At 70.5% G+C, this 17,752-nt stretch carries 17 protein-coding genes and 1 tRNA gene; 14 read left to right on the top strand and 4 right to left on the bottom strand.

The window, feature by feature from the left end:
* Positions 1-57 precede the first annotated feature (57 nt).
* Entirely contained in the window at positions 58-522 is a 465-nt protein-coding gene (locus ACWD4P_RS20485; protein ID WP_449780496.1) for a hypothetical protein, read from the top strand.
* A 122-nt stretch (positions 523-644) separates the two neighbouring features.
* Here ACWD4P_RS20485 and ACWD4P_RS20480 read toward each other — a convergent pair whose 3' ends face one another.
* Positions 645-1,523 carry a glycosyltransferase family 2 protein gene (locus tag ACWD4P_RS20480; protein WP_449780495.1) on the bottom strand — a complete coding sequence of 293 codons (879 nt, stop codon included), beginning with the start codon at positions 1,521-1,523 and terminating at the stop codon, positions 645-647.
* A gap of 291 nt (positions 1,524-1,814) precedes the next feature.
* On the opposite strand from ACWD4P_RS20480, the gene ACWD4P_RS20475 reads away from it, so the two are divergent.
* The 5 genes from ACWD4P_RS20475 to tgmC all read left to right on the top strand — a co-directional run bounded on the left by ACWD4P_RS20475 (position 1,815) and on the right by tgmC (position 5,341).
* The gene (locus tag ACWD4P_RS20475; RefSeq protein ID WP_449780494.1) at positions 1,815-2,255 is read left to right on the top strand and encodes an ATP-binding protein; all 441 of its coding nucleotides are present in this window, start codon (positions 1,815-1,817) and stop codon (positions 2,253-2,255) included.
* Between the two features lie 12 nt (positions 2,256-2,267).
* Positions 2,268-2,906: a hypothetical protein gene (locus ACWD4P_RS20470; RefSeq protein WP_449780493.1), complete on the top strand. Its 639-nt coding sequence runs from the start codon at positions 2,268-2,270 to the stop codon at positions 2,904-2,906.
* A gap of 61 nt (positions 2,907-2,967) precedes the next feature.
* Positions 2,968-3,240 carry a putative ATP-grasp-modified RiPP gene (gene tgmA / locus ACWD4P_RS20465; protein ID WP_449780492.1) on the top strand — a complete coding sequence of 91 codons (273 nt, stop codon included), beginning with the start codon at positions 2,968-2,970 and terminating at the stop codon, positions 3,238-3,240.
* Positions 3,240-4,202 carry an ATP-grasp ribosomal peptide maturase gene (tgmB, locus tag ACWD4P_RS20460; protein WP_449780491.1) on the top strand — a complete coding sequence of 321 codons (963 nt, stop codon included), beginning with the start codon at positions 3,240-3,242 and terminating at the stop codon, positions 4,200-4,202. Before tgmA ends, tgmB begins: the two co-directional genes overlap by 1 nt.
* A complete protein-coding gene (gene tgmC / locus ACWD4P_RS20455) occupies positions 4,199-5,341 on the top strand; it encodes an ATP-grasp peptide maturase system methyltransferase (protein WP_449780490.1) in 1,143 nt (380 codons plus the stop codon). Before tgmB ends, tgmC begins: the two co-directional genes overlap by 4 nt.
* Before the next feature lie 124 nt (positions 5,342-5,465).
* On the opposite strand, the gene ACWD4P_RS20450 is transcribed toward tgmC, so the two are convergent.
* Together ACWD4P_RS20450 and polA are read right to left on the bottom strand one after the other, a co-directional pair.
* On the bottom strand, positions 5,466-5,867 hold the full coding sequence (locus ACWD4P_RS20450; protein WP_449780489.1) for an NUDIX hydrolase: 402 nt from the start codon (positions 5,865-5,867) through the stop codon (positions 5,466-5,468).
* A 77-nt stretch (positions 5,868-5,944) separates the two neighbouring features.
* The gene (gene polA / locus ACWD4P_RS20445; RefSeq protein ID WP_449780525.1) at positions 5,945-8,632 is read right to left on the bottom strand and encodes a DNA polymerase I; all 2,688 of its coding nucleotides are present in this window, start codon (positions 8,630-8,632) and stop codon (positions 5,945-5,947) included.
* A gap of 257 nt (positions 8,633-8,889) precedes the next feature.
* Here polA and ACWD4P_RS20440 point away from each other — a divergent pair, with 257 nt between their 5' ends.
* From ACWD4P_RS20440 to ACWD4P_RS20415, 6 genes are all read left to right on the top strand, one after another.
* Positions 8,890-9,366: a PaaI family thioesterase gene (locus tag ACWD4P_RS20440; protein WP_359819027.1), complete on the top strand. Its 477-nt coding sequence runs from the start codon at positions 8,890-8,892 to the stop codon at positions 9,364-9,366.
* 608 nt (positions 9,367-9,974) lie between these two features.
* Positions 9,975-11,198 carry a branched-chain amino acid ABC transporter substrate-binding protein gene (locus ACWD4P_RS20435; RefSeq protein WP_359819024.1) on the top strand — a complete coding sequence of 408 codons (1,224 nt, stop codon included), beginning with the start codon at positions 9,975-9,977 and terminating at the stop codon, positions 11,196-11,198.
* Between the two features lie 199 nt (positions 11,199-11,397).
* Positions 11,398-12,327, top strand: a complete 930-nt coding sequence (locus ACWD4P_RS20430) for a branched-chain amino acid ABC transporter permease (protein ID WP_359819021.1) — start codon at positions 11,398-11,400, stop codon at positions 12,325-12,327.
* A 5-nt stretch (positions 12,328-12,332) separates the two neighbouring features.
* Complete coding sequence (locus ACWD4P_RS20425) at positions 12,333-14,264, top strand: branched-chain amino acid ABC transporter permease (RefSeq protein ID WP_449780524.1); 1,932 nt, start codon at positions 12,333-12,335, stop codon at positions 14,262-14,264.
* Between the two features lie 8 nt (positions 14,265-14,272).
* Complete coding sequence (locus tag ACWD4P_RS20420) at positions 14,273-15,082, top strand: ABC transporter ATP-binding protein (RefSeq protein ID WP_359819053.1); 810 nt, start codon at positions 14,273-14,275, stop codon at positions 15,080-15,082.
* On the top strand, positions 15,079-15,795 hold the full coding sequence (locus ACWD4P_RS20415) for an ABC transporter ATP-binding protein (RefSeq protein ID WP_359819018.1): 717 nt from the start codon (positions 15,079-15,081) through the stop codon (positions 15,793-15,795). The genes ACWD4P_RS20420 and ACWD4P_RS20415 overlap by 4 nt, the downstream gene beginning before the upstream one ends.
* Positions 15,796-15,853: 58 nt before the next feature.
* On the opposite strand, the gene ACWD4P_RS20410 is transcribed toward ACWD4P_RS20415, so the two are convergent.
* Positions 15,854-16,510 (bottom strand): ANTAR domain-containing response regulator, encoded by a 657-nt coding sequence (locus ACWD4P_RS20410; protein WP_359819015.1) that lies wholly within the window; start codon positions 16,508-16,510, stop codon positions 15,854-15,856.
* A 100-nt stretch (positions 16,511-16,610) separates the two neighbouring features.
* Here ACWD4P_RS20410 and ACWD4P_RS20405 point away from each other — a divergent pair.
* A tRNA-Leu gene (locus tag ACWD4P_RS20405) sits at positions 16,611-16,683 on the top strand.
* Between the two features lie 257 nt (positions 16,684-16,940).
* The gene (locus ACWD4P_RS20400; protein WP_449780488.1) at positions 16,941-17,576 is read left to right on the top strand and encodes a hypothetical protein; all 636 of its coding nucleotides are present in this window, start codon (positions 16,941-16,943) and stop codon (positions 17,574-17,576) included.
* Positions 17,577-17,752: the final 176 nt, after the last annotated feature.

The following is a 17,752-nucleotide window of genomic DNA, read 5'->3' as shown; positions in this document are numbered from 1 at the left end:
GGCGGCAGCCTTGGCATCATGACGCCGACTCAATCTGGCTGGTCGCCCATCCGTCGCGTGACGGTCGCCCTGTACATCGCGACCGGTGATGAGAGCACCGCCCTCATCCTCGTCAATCTCACCCGCGCCTTCGCCGAGGCCCGCGACTGGACGGTCGCCCTCGCCCGGGCGGACGGCAACCCCACACACCCGCTCGGCCAGCGGCCGGGCTGGCAGGCCATCGCCGACGCCCTGAACAGCCGCGCGATCCATGGCGTGGTCACCTGGACCTACGACATGGTGTCCACCAGCCAGGCCGTCCGGGGCGGGACCTGCGAGCGCCTCCCCACTGCCCTCAGCGACCAGGGCGGCTTCCTCGTCACCGCCCACCCCGTCCCCTACAGCACCACCGCGGACCACGGCAACAGGCACCCGCCGCGCCGAACCTCGGCCGACCTCGCTCGCCGCCGAGCCCTCGCGGACGCCGCCGCTGGATTTGCCGCCTTCCGCTCCTCGTTCGGCGGCAACCCGCGCACCGCCTGATACCGCCTGCCGACCGACCCGTCCCTCCCCTGAGGCACTCCCCCATGCTCAAAACCAGCACGGACGTACAGCGCGTCGTCGACGCCGTCCTCCATCTGGCCCTGGCCGTGCCGGGCCATCTGTCAGAACACCGGCGGCCGACCCAACTTCGCCATCCGCCATGCCGTTTTCCACCGCATCGGCCGACGCGGCGGACACGGCGTGCGCACGCCCTCGAAGAAGCCGGACCACCACGCCTTGAGACCGGACAGCGGTGGACGGCGGACCACCGTGTACGCCGCCCAGGAGGTGAGGTAGACCGGCACCAGGATGGCGGGCAAGTGGCGCTTGGCCAGCCAGACCCGGTTGCGGGCCGTCAGCCGGTAGTAGGTGGCATGCCGGGCCGGGTCGGTGCGGGGGTGCTGGAGCACCATGTCGGCGCGGTAGTCGATGCGCCAGCCCGCGTCCAGGGCGCGCCAGGCGAAGTCGGTCTCCTCGTGGGCGTAGAAGAACTCGGCGGGGAACATGCCGACCTGGTCGATCACACTCATCCGGATGGCATGGCCGCCGCCCAGGAAGGTGGTGACCTCCCCGGACAACAGAGGGTCCGACGCACCGAGGCGGGGAACGTGCCGGCGCTGGGTGAACCCGGTCTCGTCCGCGATACGGAAAGACACGATCCCGAGCCCCGGGTCCCGCACGAAGGCCTCCCGGACCAGCCGGAAGGTGTCGGTGCGGGGCAGCAGGCCGTCGTCGTCCAGGACGACCACCAGGTCCGTGCCGCCCAGTTCGCGCAGTCGTTCGACGCCCGCGCTGCGGCCCCCGGGGATGCCGAGATTCTCGGGCAGTTCCACGGCGTCCACCCAGTCGGGCAGTTCGGGCAGCTCCACGCCCTGCTCGAGCACCACCGTCCGCACGCCACTGCCGCCACCGTCCTGGGCCCGCACCGAGTCCAACAGCGCCGCCAGCTCCGCAGGCCGGTCTCCCATCGTCAGCACCACCACGCCCAGCGTGACACCCATAACACCGACCCCAATGTGAGAGACCCTTGCCGATCTTGCCAGCGCCGTTCCTCGGGAACGCGTCGGCGCGCGTGGCAGCCGAGACGGACCGGCCCCCGGGCCACCGGCCCGGGTGTCCCGGTCACGTTCCCACAGCCCCCACTCCCACTGGCGCCCAAAGGCCTCTGATTCGCCCGTAGAGAGGGTGCCGACTTCATTCATGGCATCGCTCCCGGCATCAGAGCGAGGTCACCTCAAGCGCGCCCAGCCCACGGCGCTCCCCCATTCCCACGCCCCTTCCGAGGTATCCCCATGCTCTCCTCCCGCCGGCCCCGCGCGTTCGCCGCCCGGCTCGACTCCCGCATCGAATCCACGCCCTTGGCCCGGTACTTGCTCCGCGCGTACCTCTCCGGGCTGCCCTCCGGCGACCGCTACCGCGACACCGCCGAACTGCTCCTCGGCGAGCTCTTCGCCAACGCCGTCCAGCACTCCGACGCCCCCGACGACCGTCGCATCGAAGTCCGCTTCACCCTCGTCAACTCTCGCCTGCGCCTCGAAGTCCACGACGCCGGCAGCGGCCGCCCGTCCCTCCGCACCGCCGCGCCCTCCGAGGAGCGCGGGCGCGGGCTCTTCCTCGTCAACGAGCTCGCCGAACGCTGGGGCTGCTCGTCCCGGCCCGGCGGCATCGGCAAGTTCGTCTGGGTCCTCGTCGCCCCCGCGCCCGCTCCCGCCCTCGCTCTCGCCACCGCCTGAAAGCCCGCCCCCATGCACCTCATCACCCTGGCCCGGCACGCCCTCTCCCGCGGTCGCACCCCCGCCGACACCTACGCCCTCCTCGCCCGCCGCACCCGCGAGCCCCTCCCCTCCGCCCGCGCCGTCTGCCTCGCCCTCACCATCCCCCTCGCGGAGACCGGCCGCCGCCTCAACGACTGCTACGACGCCCTCCTCGCCGACCACCACCCGGACACCGCGACCGACACCGGCGAACTCCTCGAAGCCCTCGGCGTCTTCGACGTCCCCAAGTCCCTCACCGACACCGAACTCGCCGTCGTCGACCACCTCCTCACCGCCATCGACGCCCATGGCAGCCTCCGCCCCGGCCACCGCCACGGCCTCCACCGCTGGTTCACCACGGGCAACCTCACCACCGCCTACCTCTCCCTCACCTCCACCCACACCCTCCCCCGCACCGGCGACCCCGCCCGCTACTGGACCACCCTCACCACCGCCGGCGAACTCCTCACCACCACCCCCAACCCCGACCCCCGCCTCACCTACGCCCTCACCCACTGCCGCACCCAAGCCGCCAAGCAGCAGAAGTCGACTCCACCGACTTCCTACGCAACACGCCCGGTTCATCCGGCCGCTCCCGAAGCTCCCGTCCCTGCTGGGGCGGGGTTGTAACAACCCTGCTCAGCGACAGGGTTGTTGAAGTGATCCAGACCCATCGACACGAGGAGGACGCATGACGCAGACGCCCAAACCGTGGGGCATCGGCAGGATGGGGCCCTACCCGGCCACTGCCACGCTCCCGGCGTTCACGCCGGTGATCGACCCCAAGTCGCAGATCGCCGTCATCGTCGACGAGAACGGCCGAACGGTCGAGCTGGGGAGCCACGGCACCAGCACCAGCGGTGTCACGCCCACCCACACGAGCCCGGGTGACGGGGCCTCGCCGGGCGGGGCCACGGACAGCGACGTGACCGAGTCCTACGACCAGGACCAGAGTTCCGGCTGATGGACAACCGAAGCAGGTCGGTGCTGGTGCTGACCAACTCCTCCGATGTGACAGCGGATGCGGTACTTCGGGTACTCGCCGAACGCCGAGTTCCGGTGGTGCGTCTCGATCCCGGCACCGACCTGCATGAGGGTGCCTCGCTGACCGCCACGTACCGCACGGGCAGTCAGCGGGGCGCCCTCCGCACGTCGAGCCGTGAACTGGACCTCACAGCTGTTCGGTCCGTCTGGGTTCGCAGGCCCTCGCCCTACGCGGGACCGCCGGATCTTGACGGCCAGGACCGCCGGTTCGCTGCCTCGCAAGGGTTCTGGGGGGCGGGCGGCATCCTGGCGTCACTTCCCGGGGCGCGCTACGTGAACCATCCCTGGCACAACCGGGCGGCGGAGTACAAGCCGGCTCAGCTCTCCGCCGCACAGCACTGCGGATTCCACGTGCCCGACACGCTGATCACCAACAACGAGCACGAGGCGCGGGAGTTCACTGCCCACGCCGGTGGCACGGTCTACAAGCCGGTGTGGAACACCCCGTACTCGGCCCGCGGACAGGCTCAGGCCGTATGGGTGAGCGAGGTCCGCAGCCAGGAGATCACCGAGGCCGTGACAGCGTGTCCGCACATGTTCCAAGCCAGGGTCTCCAAGGTGTTCGACACCCGGGTGACCGCGGTCGGAGACCGGCTGTTCACCGCCCGCATCGACAGCCCTGATCTCGACTGGCGGCACCGACAGGACCGGATGCGCTGCACCCCGATCGACGTCCCCGCGCCGGTTGCCGAGTCCGTCGCCCACTACCTCGCCACCTTCCGGCTGGCCTTCGGCGCCTTCGATTTCGCCGTCACGGCAAACGGCACGTGGTACTTCCTGGAGTGCAACCCCAATGGGCAATGGGCGTGGCAGCCGGCCGGGATCACCGACGGGATTGCGCTCGCAATCGCCGACCAACTGGAAAGGGTCCACGACGAGTGACCACATCCGACATCCTGCGCGCCGCCCTGGTCGAGCAGCTCACCGACAACGGCACGCTCACCGATCCCGCGTGGACGGAGGCCGCGGCCGCAGTACCGCGCGAACTGTTCGTCGGCGGCTACTTCGTTCCGGTCGAGGGCAGCACCCCGACCAGCTATCGAAGCGTGCGCCGCGGTGACCCCGGGTGGCTGGAAGGGATCTACGCCGACCAGACCCGAATCACCCAACTCGACGGCCGCACACGGCCCGAAGACGCCGGAGAGCAGTCGGTGACCGGCACGCCGACGTCGTCCTCCACCCTGCCCTCGCTCGTGCTGGGCATGTGGCAGCAGCTCGGTGCGGACGTCGGTCACCGGGTACTCGAAGTCGGCACCGGGACCGGCTACTCGACCGCCCTCGGTGCACACCGCCTCGGCGAGGGGAACGTCACCAGCATCGAGTACGACCCCCAGGTAGCCGCACGCGCCGCCACCGCACTCCAGGCCACCGGCTGCGCCCCGCGTCTGATCACCGGCGACGGTCTCGGCGGGGATCCGGACGGCGGCACCTTCGACCGGCTGATCGCAACGTGCTCGGTCCGGTACCTGCCGATGGCCTGGCTTCGCCAGGTGAAGCCCGGCGGCCGGATCCTGGTCACCCTGTCCGGGTGGAGTTGCGCCAACGCCCTGGCACTGCTCGACGTCAACGGGCCCGGCGAGGCCGCCGGCCGGTTCCTGCCGGGCTACACCAGCTTCATGATCGCCCGGCCGCACGACCGGCCGCCCCGCCCAAGACTGACCTTGCTCCCCGGGGAGGAGCGCGCCAGCCGGATCGATCCCGCGAAGCTCGATACGTGGACCGGGAGTTGGGTCGCGCAGCTCGCGGCGCCCTCGGCCGAACGGATGGGAGCCGCAGGGCAACAGATCCTGTCGGACGTGGCCACCGGATCGCAGGCCCGGACCATGCCCGCCCCCGAAGGCGGATGGACGGTGGTCCAGCGCGGACCGCTCCGCCTGTGGGACCGAGTGGAAACCGCCATCGAGGCATGGCAGGGCGCAGGTGAACCGCACCAGGACGCCTTCGGCATCACGGTCTCGGCGGCGGGCCAGCGAGTCTGGCTCGGCAGCGAGGACGGCCCGGGCTGGGACCTGCCGGTCTGAACCGGCCGCCCTGAGCCATCGCACGGGCTTCCGGGGACTCCGTAGTGCGCCGGCTCCGCCGTCCCAGACCTGCACCCCGCGCCACCGCGCGCGGGAAGTCGACCTTCATCGCCCCTGCCTGACGTCAGTGCAGCAGGCCCGCCGCATGGAGGTGGTCGAAGACGATCCGGTCGACAGGCGACGTGCGATGCCTTTCGCCGTACGTGAGCCAGACCACCTCCTCGATCTCACTGCTCGCCTCCAGACGCCCCTCGTACGCGGCGGTGTAGCAGGTCATCCGGACCACGACGCCGTCCGGGTGGCCGTGGGCCTGAGCTTCGAAGACGCCCAGGAGGGCCGCGGAATCCGGTGCGATGGCGGCCGTGAGTTCCTCGCCGATCTCCCGCACCAGGGTGTCGGGGTCGCTCTCCCCGGGCTCCCGCTTGCCGCCCGGCAGGTAGTAGGTGTCCTTGCCGCGGGAACGCGTGCTCAGGACCTTTCCGCCTGCGATGTGGATCCAGGCCACCTTGTCGATGACGGCTGCCATGCCTGTGCCTCCCTCGATAGCAGGGCGGGCCCGGACGCTCCACGCGCCCGGGCCCGCCGCCGGCTGGAAAGTCCGCGTCAGTGCGCCGCGGCCTCCCAGTTCGGGCCGACGCCGACGGAGACGTCGAGCGGGGCGCGCAGCGGGTAGGCGCCCGCCATCTGCTCGCGGACGACGGCCTCGACCTGCTCGCGCTCGCCCGGTGCCAGTTCCAGCACGATTTCGTCGTGCACCTGGAGCAGCATCCGGGAGGTGAGGCCGGCCGCGCGCAGCGCCTCGTCCACCCGGAGCATGGCGATCTTGACGATGTCGGCGGCCGAGCCCTGGATCGGGGCGTTGAGGGCCATCCGCTCGGCCATCTCGCGGCGCTGGCGGTTGTCGCTGTTGAGGTCCGGCAGGTAGCGGCGGCGGCCGAGCAGCGTCTCGGTGTAGCCCGTCGCCCGGGCCTCGTCGACGACCCGGCGCAGGTAGTCGCGCACGCCGCCGAAGCGTTCGAAGTAGGTGTCCATCAGGCCCTGGGCCTCGGCCGGCTTGATGCCGAGCTGCTGCGAGAGCCCGTACGCGGACAGGCCGTACGCCAGGCCGTAGGACATGGCCTTGATCTTGCGGCGCATCTCGGCGTCGACGTCGGCGCGCGGCACCTCGAAGACCTGGGAGGCGACGGTGTTGTGGAGGTCCTCGCCGGAGGCGAAGGCCTCGATCAGGGCCTCGTCCTCGGAGAGGTGCGCCATGATGCGCAGCTCGATCTGCGAGTAGTCGGCGGTGAGCAGCGACTCGTAGCCCTCGCCGACGACGAAGGCGCGGCGGATCGCCCGGCCTTCCTCGGTGCGGACCGGGATGTTCTGCAGGTTCGGGTCCTGCGAGGAGAGCCGGCCGGTGGCGGCGACCATCTGGTTGAAGGTGGTGTGGATCCGGCCCTTGGGCGAGACGGTCTTGAGCAGGCCCTCGACGGTGGTGCGCAGCTTGGCCTGGTCGCGGTGGCGCAGCAGGATGACCGGCAGTTCGTTGTCGGTCTGGGTGGCGAGCCAGGTGAGCGCGTCGGCGTCGGTGGTGTAGCCGGTCTTGATCTTCTTGGTCTTGGGGAGGGCGAGTTCGCCGAAGAGGATCTCCTGGAGCTGCTTGGGCGAGCCGAGGTTGAACTCGTGCCCGGCGGCGGCGTGGGCCTCTTCGACGACGCGCTGGATCTCGGTGGCGAACTGGGCCTCCAGGCCGGTGAGCCATTCGCGGTCGGCGGCGATGCCGTAGCGCTCCATCCGGGCCAGCAGGGCGGCGATGGGCAGTTCCATGTCGTGCAGCAGCCCGGCGGCGCCGACCTCGGCGAGGCGGGTGTCGAAGAGCGCGGCGAGGTCGAGTACGGCGCGGGCCTGGAGCATCAGCGACCGGGCGGCGGCGGTTTCGTCCTCCTCCGGTGCGTCGAAGGCGAGTTGGCCGGTCTCGGTGGCGGGGGCCGGGGTGAGCGAGCGGGCCAGGTACTCCTCGGCGAGCACCTCCAGGGTGAAGGTGCGGCGGCCGGGCTTCTCCAGGTAGGCGGCGAGGGCGGTGTCGGCGACGACGCCCTGGATCGTCCAGCCGCGTTCGGCGAAGGCGCGCATGACCTGCTTGGCGATGTGCAGGGCCTTGGGGGCGCCGGCGTCGGCGAGCCAGTCGGCGAAGGCGCGCTCGTCCTCCTCGGCGAGCAGCGCCGGGTCGAACCAGGCGGCGGACTCCCCCGCGGCGAGGGCGACTTCGGTGACCTCGCCGGCGCCGAGGGCCCACTGGTAGACGGCGGCGAGCGCGACGGTGGTCTTGCCGTCGGAGGCGTGTTCGGCGAGCCAGGCGGCCAGGGTGCCCGGGTCGGTGAGGAGTTCGCCGTCGACCTCGACGCCGGGGGCGAGTTCGGCTTCGGCGGCGGCCTCGCCGGCGGACGGGTCGATGTTGTGGACGCGGTCGCGGAAGTTGGCGTTGCGGAACTCCAGCGAGTCCATCAGGGTGGCGACGGCGTCCTTGTCGAACGGCTTGCGGTCCAGGTCGGCGACGCCGAGCGGGAGTTCGACGTCGCGGACGAGCTCGGTGAGCACCCGGTTGCGCTTGACGGAGTCGAGGTTGTCGCGCAGCTTCTCGCCGATCTTGCCCTTGACCTCGTCGGCGCGGGAGACGAGTTCCTCGAAGGAGCCGAACTGGTTGACCCACTTGGCGGCCGTCTTCTCGCCGACGCCGGGGATGCCGGGCAGGTTGTCGGACGGGTCGCCGCGCAGCGCGGCGAGGTCCGGGTACTGGCGCGGGGTGACGCCGTACTTCTCGGCGACCTTCTCCGGGGTGAAGCGGGTGAGCTCGGAGACGCCCTTGGTCGGGTAGAGCACGGTGACGTGGTCGGTGACCAGCTGGAGCGAGTCGCGGTCGCCGGTGACGATGTCGACGTCGTAGCCGGCCGCCTCGGCGGCGGTGGCCAGGGTGGCGATGATGTCGTCGGCCTCGAAGCCCTCGACCGTCAGCCGGGGGATGTGCATGGCGTCGAGCAGTTCGCCGATCAGGCCGATCTGGCTGCGGAACTCGTCCGGCGTCTTGGCCCGGTTGGCCTTGTAGTCGGGGAACTCGACGGAGCGGAAGGTCTGCCGGGAGAGGTCGAAGGCGACGGCGAGGTGGGTGGGCTGCTCGTCCCGGACGGTGTTGGCGAGCATCGAGGCGAAGCCGTAGACCGCGTTGGTGGGCTGGCCGGTGGAGGTGTTGAAGTTCTCCACGGGCAGGGCGTAGAAGGCCCGGTAGGCCATCGAGTGCCCGTCGAGCAGCATCAGCCGGGGCCGCGGGCCGGCCCCGCCGCCACCCGTCGCGCCCTTGTCCGTACTCTGCGTAGCCACGTCAACGTCCGTTCCTGCCGATTCCACTACCGGCCACCGATCCTATGGCCCGGCACCGACAAAAAGGACGCCGCGCCGGTCCGGCGGGAGCTGTTACCTACGAGTAGGACGGTCGTACGATCACAGGCGGCAGATCCCCCGGAGCGTCGCCCGGCGCGCTCCGGCGTCCCCCCAGCGGCAGGAGTTCCCCCATGACCGACGCGGCCCCCGGCACCTCCCACGACAGCACTCCCGTCCTGAACGTCCCGCAGGACGTGCTGGACCACTTCGCCAAGCTCGGCGTGAACCCGGAGACCTTCTCCGGCGGCCACCTCGGCGAGAAGCTCGGCATCCGGATCGTCGAGGCGTCCGGCGACCGCGTGGTCGGCACCATGCCGGTGGAGGGCAACCAGCAGCCGTACGGGCTGCTGCACGGCGGGGCGTCGGCCGCGCTGGCCGAGACGCTGGGCTCGATCGGGGCGATGCTGCACGCCGGCCCCGGCCGGTACGCGGTGGGTGTGGACCTCAACGCCACCCATCACCGTTCGGCCACCTCCGGGCTGGTGACCGGGGTGGCGACGGCCGTGTTCAAGGGCCGCACCGCCGCCACCTACGAGATCGCGATCACCGACGACACCGGCCGGCGGGTCACCAGCTGCCGGCTGACCTGCATGCTGCGCGACCTCTGACCGCACCCGGAAGGATTCCTTCCGACAACGTCCTTACGGTGTCCGCGAGTTCACTCGGGACAACATCAAGTCCCTTTTCCGCCCCCTTGTTTGACCTTCCGCCGGCCTGGGCAGGCGTTGGTCTGGACAAGGGGGCGTCCGCATGTCCGGGGGCGGTCGGCGCGCATCCCGCGCCTGTAACTCTGCGTAACAAGTAGGAAATCCGATCAATTGCCGGTTCCGAGGCCTTCAGGCACCCCGGAACCACCTCGCCGCGCCCTCCCTGTCCGCAATCCGGACGCTCAGGGTCGAAACCAGAGCACCGGACGCGAGTGTCCGATAATCGGCACTGCCAGCTGCAACCCCCATTTCTGGGCCTTACATCGCGCCATCAGCGGCTAAACGCCCGCCATCGCGGGATCGATCGGGCCGGAACGACCACATGGTGAGACAAGTACTCCGTGTGCTCATAACAAGAGAATCACAGCCTGCGCCCAGCACTGCCCGAGCCGCCCAACGGCATCTAGAGTCACGGCCAGTCACCGCGCCATTCGATTGGGCCAGGCCCTCCGCGCACTCCGGCTCCCGCCACTCAGGCGCGGGCGCCTCCTGAACCGAAGGGGACCCTCGTGCGTCACCGTTCAGCAGTTGTCGTGAGCATTGCCGTGATCGGCGCCCTCAGCCTCAGCGCCTGCGGCTCCCGCGGAGAGAAGAAGGGCGGCGACGGCGACAAGGCCGACTCGTCCGCCACCACCGTCGTCATCGGCGTCGACGCCCCGCTCACCGGCGACCTCTCCGCCCTCGGCCTCGGCATCCGCAACTCCGTCGACCTCGCGATCAAGAAGGCCAACGAGACCAACGAGGTCCCCGGCGTCAAGTTCGAGATCAAGGCCCTCGACGACACCGGCAAGCCCGCCCCCGGCCAGCAGAACGCCACCCAGCTGGTCGGCGACTCCAAGGTCCTCGGCGTCGTCGGCCCGCTCAACTCCAGTGTGGCGCAGTCGATGCAGCAGATCTTCGACGACGCCAGCCTGGTCGAGGTCTCCCCCGCCAACACCGGCGTCGCCCTCAGCCAGGGCGAGAAGTGGGCCAGCGGAGAGAAGAAGCGCCCGTTCAACTCCTACTTCCGCACCGCCACCACCGACGCCGTCCAGGGCCCGTTCGCCGCCCAGTTCCTCTACAACGACGCCAAGAAGACCAAGGTCTTCCTGATCGACGACCAGAAGACCTACGGCGCGGGCCTGGCCGGCACCTTCAAGAGCGAGTTCACCAAGCTCGGCGGCACCCTGGTCGGCGAGGAGCACGTCAACCCCGACGACCGCGACTTCGCCGCCATCGTCACCAAGGTCCGCAGCTCCGGCGCCGAAGCCGTCTACTACGGCGGCGAGTACCCCGCGGCCGGCCCGCTCTCCCTCCAGCTCAAGGAGGCCGGCGTCAACCTCCCGCTGATGGGCGGCGACGGCATCCAGAGCGGCGACTTCATCAAGCTCAACCCCAAGAGCCAGGGCGACTACGCCACCGCCGTCGGCCTGCCCGTCGAGAGCCTCGACACCGCCAAGAAGTTCATCGCCGACTACAAGACCGCCGGATACAAGGACGCCTACGAGACCTACGGCGGCTACTCCTACGACAGCGCCTGGGCCATCATCCAGGGCGTCAAGGCCGCGAAGGCCAGTGGCAAGACCCTGGACCGCAAGGCCGTCCGCGACGCCGTCCAGAAGGTCACCTTCGCCGGCGTCACCGGCACGGTCTCCTTCGACGAGTTCGGCGACACCACCAACAAGCAGCTCACCGTCTACACCGTCAAGGACGGCAAGTGGGCCGTGGAGAAGTCCGGCACCTTCAAGGGCTGACGACCGGCACCCGAGGCGCCGAAGCGCCGACGCGTCCGCACCACCGACGCACCGGCTCCAACGACTGACGCCTCGTCACCGGCAGTACCACCAGCGCCACTTCACCACCACCGCGCGCGGGGGCGCCACGAGTGCCCCCGCGCGCACCCACATCCACCACCCAAGCGGACACCCCCGAACGCACTACGGAGGCCCAGCGGTGCACGACCTACCGCAGCAGCTGGCCAACGGCCTGATCCTCGGCGCCCTCTACGGGCTCGTCGCGATCGGCTACACGATGGTCTACGGCATCGTCCAGCTCATCAACTTCGCCCACGGCGAGATCGTCATGGTCGGCGGCTTCGGCGCCCTGACCGCCTACCTCGCCCTCCCCGGCGGCACCACCCTGTGGCTGGCCCTGCCGCTCATGCTGATCGCCGGCATCCTGGTCTCCACCCTCACCGCCGTCGCCGCCGAGCGCTTCGCCTACCGCCCCCTGCGCAACGCCCCACGGCTCGCCCCGCTGATCACCGCGATCGGGCTGTCCATCTTCCTCCAGCAACTCGTCTTCTCCTTCTACCCGGACGCCAAGAAGGCCCGGGTCTTCCCCAAGCTCCCCGGCGACCCGTTCAGCCTCGGCTCCGTCACCATCCAGCGCAGCGACCTCTTCCTGATCATCGCCGCCCCGCTGTGCATGCTCGCCCTCGGCTGGTTCGTCACCCGCACCCGCTCCGGGCGCGCCATGCAGGCCACCAGCCAGGACCCGGACACCGCCAAGCTGATGGGCATCGACACCGACCGCATCATCGTCATGGCCTTCGCCATCGGCGCCGCGTTCGCCGCCGTCGCCGCCGTCGCGTACGGGCTGCGCAGCGGCCAGGTCGACTTCCGGATGGGCTTCATCCTCGGCCTCAAGGCCTTCACCGCCGCCGTCCTCGGCGGCATCGGCAACATCTACGGCGCCATGCTCGGCGGCCTCGCCCTCGGCCTCGCCGAAGCCCTCGCCACCGGATACATCCAGCACCTGCCCGGCATGCACCTCTTCGGGGGCGGCGCCTGGAAGGACGTCTGGGCCTTCGTTCTCCTCATCCTCGTGCTCCTGATCCGGCCCCAGGGGCTGCTCGGCGAGCGCGTCGCGGACAGGGCGTGACCACCATGACCACCACCCACACCGAGGCGACCCCGGTCGTCCCGCTGCCGGCCCGCGCCGCCGCGGCCGTCACCACACTCGGCGCCCTCGCCACCGCCGCCTCCGCCGCCATGTCCTGGACCTGGACCGCCGAGTTCCCCGGCGACCTCACGTACTACGGCTCCCCAGCCGGCCTCCAGTGGCTCGCCCTCGCCGCCGGCCTGCTCACCCTCGTCCTGCTGCTCGGCGGCCAGGGCGTCCCCGGACTGCGCTGGGCCGCCCCCGCCCGCAGCAACAACGCCGTCCTGTACGCCGCCACCGGCTCCCTCGCCGTCGCCGTCTACGCCGTCGCCGCGATCTCCTCCGAGCTCGGCGGCCTCGCCAACCTCGAACCCGGCGGCTGGGTGCTCGCCGCGGGCGGCCTGCTCTCCGTCCTCGGCGCCCTCGGCCTGCCGCTCGACCGCCGCACCGCCGTCCCACTGCGGATCCTCGACAAGCGCCTCTTCCTGCTCGTCCCGGCCGCCCCCGTCGCCTGGTTCGGCGCCCACGCCATCCCCTCGGACAAGCCGGTGGCCCCGGTCATGACCGCCCTCGCCGGAGGCCTCGCCATCGCGGCCGGCGCGGTCCTGCTGCTCCAGCTCGGCCACCTCGCCAACAGCGGGCTGCGGCTGGGCCGGACCGACCGGCCGCTGGCCGCGCCGCGCGCGCTCCCCTCCTGGATCGAGGTGCTGCTGATCGTCCTCGCCTTCGGGCTCGGACTGTTCGCGATCACCTTCGGCATCGACACCGAGTACGGCGAACTCTTCACCGGCTACCTGCTGTTCGTCGCCCTCGCCGTCCCCGCCCTCACCAGGTCCGGTCTGATCGCCCGGCTGCGCGCGCTGACCATCAAGCACCGCCCGGTCACCACCGGCGCCGCCTTCGCCGCCGCCGCCGGCTTCCCGTTCACCCAGACCAGCGACCAGTACACCTCGGTCGCCACCAACATCCTGATCTTCGCCACCGTCGCGCTCGGCCTGAACATCGTCGTCGGCCTGGCCGGCCTGCTCGACCTCGGGTACGTCGCCTTCCTCGGCGTCGGCGCCTACGCCGCCGCCCTGGTCTCCGGCTCCCCCGCCTCGCCCATCCACGTCCAGTTCCCGTTCTGGGCCGCGATGCTCACCGGCGCCGTCGTCTCGATGGTCTTCGGCGTCCTGATCGGCGCCCCCACCCTGCGGCTGCGCGGCGACTACCTCGCCATCGTCACCCTCGGGTTCGGCGAGATCTTCCGCATCACCATGCTCAACCTCAACGGCACCACCGGCCCCAAGGTCACCAACGGCTCCAATGGCATCCCACGCATCCCGGACCTGGAGATCCTCGGCCTCGACCTCGGCAAGCCGCACACCGTGCTCGGCGTCGAACTCGGCCGCTTCTCCAACTACTACCTGCTGATGCTGCTGGTCACCGCCCTCGTCGTGCTGATCTTCGCCCGGGTCGGCAACTCCCGTATCGGCCGCGCCTGGGTCGCCATCCGCGAGGACGAGACCGCCGCCGAGGCCATGGGCATCAACGGCTTCCGGCTCAAGCTGCTCGCCTTCGCCCTCGGCGCCCTGCTGGCCGGCCTGGCCGGCACCGTCCAGGCCCACGTCAGCTACACCGTCACCCCCGACCAGTACACCTTCGCCGAGGCCCTCCCGCCGAACTCCGCCTTCCTGCTCGCCGCGGTCATCCTCGGCGGCATGGGCACCATCAGCGGCCCGCTGGCCGGCGCCACCCTGCTGTTCCTCATCCCGAAGAAACTCGAGTTCCTCGCCGACTACCAGCTCCTCGCCTTCGGCGCCGCCCTCATCGTGCTGATGCGGGTCCGCCCCGAGGGCCTCATCCCCAACCGGCGCCGGCAGCTGGAGTTCCACGAGGCCGACCTTCCGGCCCAGGCCGCCGGCGAGCCGACCGCACTCACCAAGGCAGGGGCGTGACCGACCCGATGACCACCACCGCCGCACCCCTGCTCGAAGTCACCGGCGTCACCATGCGCTTCGGCGGCCTCACCGCGGTCAACGACGTCTCCCTGACCGTCGGCGACGGCGAGATCATCGGTCTCATCGGCCCCAACGGCGCCGGCAAGACCACCTTCTTCAACTGCCTCACCGGCCTCTACGTCCCCACCGAGGGCGCCGTCCGCTTCCGCGACACCCTGCTGCCGCCCAAGCCCCACCTGGTCACCCAGGCCGGCATCGCCCGCACCTTCCAGAACATCCGGCTGTTCGCCAACATGACCGTCCTGGAGAACGTCCTGGTCGGCCGGCACACCCGCACCAAGGAGGGCATCTTCTCCGCCGTCCTGCGCGGCCCCGGCTACCACCGCGCCGAGGCCGAGAGCCGCGAGAAGGCCATGGAACTCCTGGAGTTCACCGGCCTCGCCCAGAAGGCCGACCACCTCGCCCGCAACCTCCCGTACGGCGAGCAGCGCAAGCTGGAGATCGCCCGCGCCCTGGCCTCCGAGCCCGGCCTGCTGCTGCTCGACGAACCCACCGCGGGCATGAACCCCCAGGAGACCCGGGCCGCCGAGGAGCTCGTCTTCGCGATCCGCGACAAGGGGATCTCCATCCTCGTCATCGAGCACGACATGCGCTTCATCTTCAACCTCTGCGACCGCACCGCCGTGCTCGTCCAGGGCCAGAAGATCGTCGAAGGCGACCGCGAGACCGTCCAGAACGACGAACGCGTCATCACCGCCTACCTGGGCGCACCGCTCGAAGGCACCACCCCGGCCGCAACGGAGTCCGACCAGTGACCGCACTTCTCGAAGTTCAGGACCTCCGCGTCGCCTACGGCAAGATCGAGGCCGTCAAGGGCATCAGCTTCAGCGTCGAGCAGGGCGAGGTCACCACCCTCATCGGCACCAACGGCGCCGGCAAGACCACCACCCTGCGCACCCTGTCCGGCCTGCTCAAGCCCACCGCCGGACGGATCACCTTCGACGGCCGCGACCTCTCGACCGTCCCCGCCCACAAGATCGTCGCGCTCGGCCTCGCCCACTCCCCCGAGGGCCGGCACATCTTCCCCCGGATGACCATCGAGGAGAACCTCCTCCTCGGCGCCTTCCTGCGCACCGACCCGGCCGGCATCGCCGCGGACGTCGAACGGGCCTACGGCCTGTTCCCGATCCTCGGCGAACGCCGGCGCCAGGCCGCCGGGACGCTCTCCGGCGGCGAGCAGCAGATGCTCGCGATGGGGCGGGCGCTGATGTCCCAGCCCAAGCTGCTCATGCTGGACGAGCCCTCGATGGGGCTCTCCCCGCTGATGATGCAGAAGATCATGTCCACTATCGTGGAGCTGAAGGCGTCCGGGACGACCATCCTCCTGGTCGAGCAGAACGCCCAGGCGGCCCTCTCCCTCTCCGACCGCGGCTACGTCATGGAGACCGGCCGCGTGGTCCTGTCCGGGACGGGAGCCGACCTCCTGCACGACGAGTCGGTGCGCAAGGCCTACCTCGGCGAGGACTGAGCCACAGCACGCGAAGGGCCCGGCAGAAACGTTCTGCCGGGCCCTTCGCGTGCACGCCCTACTCGGGCTTGGCCTCGTCCGCCTTCTTGCGGTCCTGGGCCTCGCCCTCCTCGATGACCGCCTCGGCCACCGCCGCCATCGTCATCCGGCGGTCCATCGACGTCTTCTGGATCCACCGGAACGCGGCCGGCTCGTTCAGCCCGAACTTGGTCTGCAGCACGCCCTTCGCCCGGTCCACCAGCTTCCGGGTCTCCAACCGCTGGCTGAGATCCCCGATCTCCTTCTCCAGCGCCCGCATCTCCGCGTACCGGGACACCGCCATCTCGATCGCCGGCACCAGGTCCGACTTCGAGAACGGCTTGACGATGTACGCCATCGCCCCGGCGTCGCGCGCCCGGTCCACCAGCTCCCGCTGCGAGAACGCCGTCAGCATCAGCACGGGGGCCAGGTGCTTGTCGTGGATCTGCTCGGCCGCCGACAGCCCGTCGAGGACCGGCATCTTCACGTCGAAGATCGCCAGATCCGGCTTCAGCTCCTCCACGAGCCGCACCGCCGTCTCGCCGTCACCGGCCTCACCGACGACGGTGTACCCCTCCTCCTCCAGCATCTCCTTCAGATCGAGACGGATCAGCGCCTCGTCCTCGGCGATCACGATCCGGGTGATCTGGGGCGTATCGGTCTCAAGCGGCTGCGCCTGCTCGTCGGCGGTGCTCACGGGGCTCCTAGTTCCGGCGGGGTACTGCATGCACGAGGGTACCCAGACACGGTATGTTTGAGACCAGCGGGTCCGAAGTTCAACCTTCGAATCCATGGGCGCCCCGGTAGCCCAGCGGGAGAGGCGATGGTCTCAAACACCATACAGCGTGGGTTCGAATCCCACCCGGGGCACTTATCCTTCGATTCGCAAGCCGCTTAGGTCAGCCTAACCGTTGGCGATCTTCATCAATCCGGATGAAAATCGCCGCATTCACCGGATCCACCCGTGCGGTTCGCACACGCTCGGCCATATGTACGACATGGCTGCACGCCGACGAGCACTCGATCTGCACGCCTCCGGGCTGACCTTCAGCCAGGTGAGTCGCGCAACCGGGATCTCCCGCTTCTCGATCCGTCAGTGGGTGTCGGGCGTAGCGCCCGGTCCACGCATGACCGCCGAATGCCCGGTCCGCGGAGGGCGGCTCGATCCCTCAAGGCCACGCCCGCGGTACTCCTACCTGCTCGGCCTCTACCTGGGCGACGGCTGCATCAGCGAGGGCCGCCGCCAGGTCCACGCCCTCCGCATCGCATGCTGCGACACCTGGCCGGGCCTCATCCTCGAGTGCGAGCAGGCCGTCGCCGCCGTCATGCCGCACAACAAGGTCAACCGGGTCCAGGCGCCCGGCTGCACCAGCGTCGTCAGCACCAGCAAGCACTGGCCCTGCCTCTTCCCCCAGCACGGCCCCGGGCCGAAGCACCTGCGGCCGATCGTCCTCGCACCATGGCAGCAGGAGATCGTCGACGCCCACCCCTGGGAGTTCCTGCGCGGCCTGATCCACTCCGACGGCTGCCGCATCACCAACTGGGCGACCCGCACGGTCGGTGGCGTCACGAAGCGCTACGAGTACCCGCGTTACTTCTTCACCAACACCTCGACCGACATCATCGGCCTCTTCACCTCCACCCTCGACGCCGTCGGCGTCCGCTGGAAGGCCGCTTCGCGCCCCACCGGCACCACAAACGTCTCCGTCGCCCGCAAGGAGTCCGTCGCCCTCATGGACGCCCACATCGGCCCCAAGTACTGACGGCGGCGCGGCCCCCCCGGGGGCCGCCCCCCCAGGACAGGGGGGTCAGAGCGCCCCCCGGCCCCCCGGGGGGGCCGGGGGGGCGGGGGAAGGCCAAAAAAGCGGGGGGCCCCCCGGGGGGGGGAGGGGGGGCCCCCCCCCCCCCGGTTGGGGGCGGCGGGGGGTACTGGCGCCGC

It is taken from the genome of Kitasatospora sp. NPDC002543 (assembly GCF_053594915.1).
The sequence above is the reverse complement of the archived record's forward strand: the minus strand, read 5'-3'. Positions and strand labels throughout refer to the sequence as shown.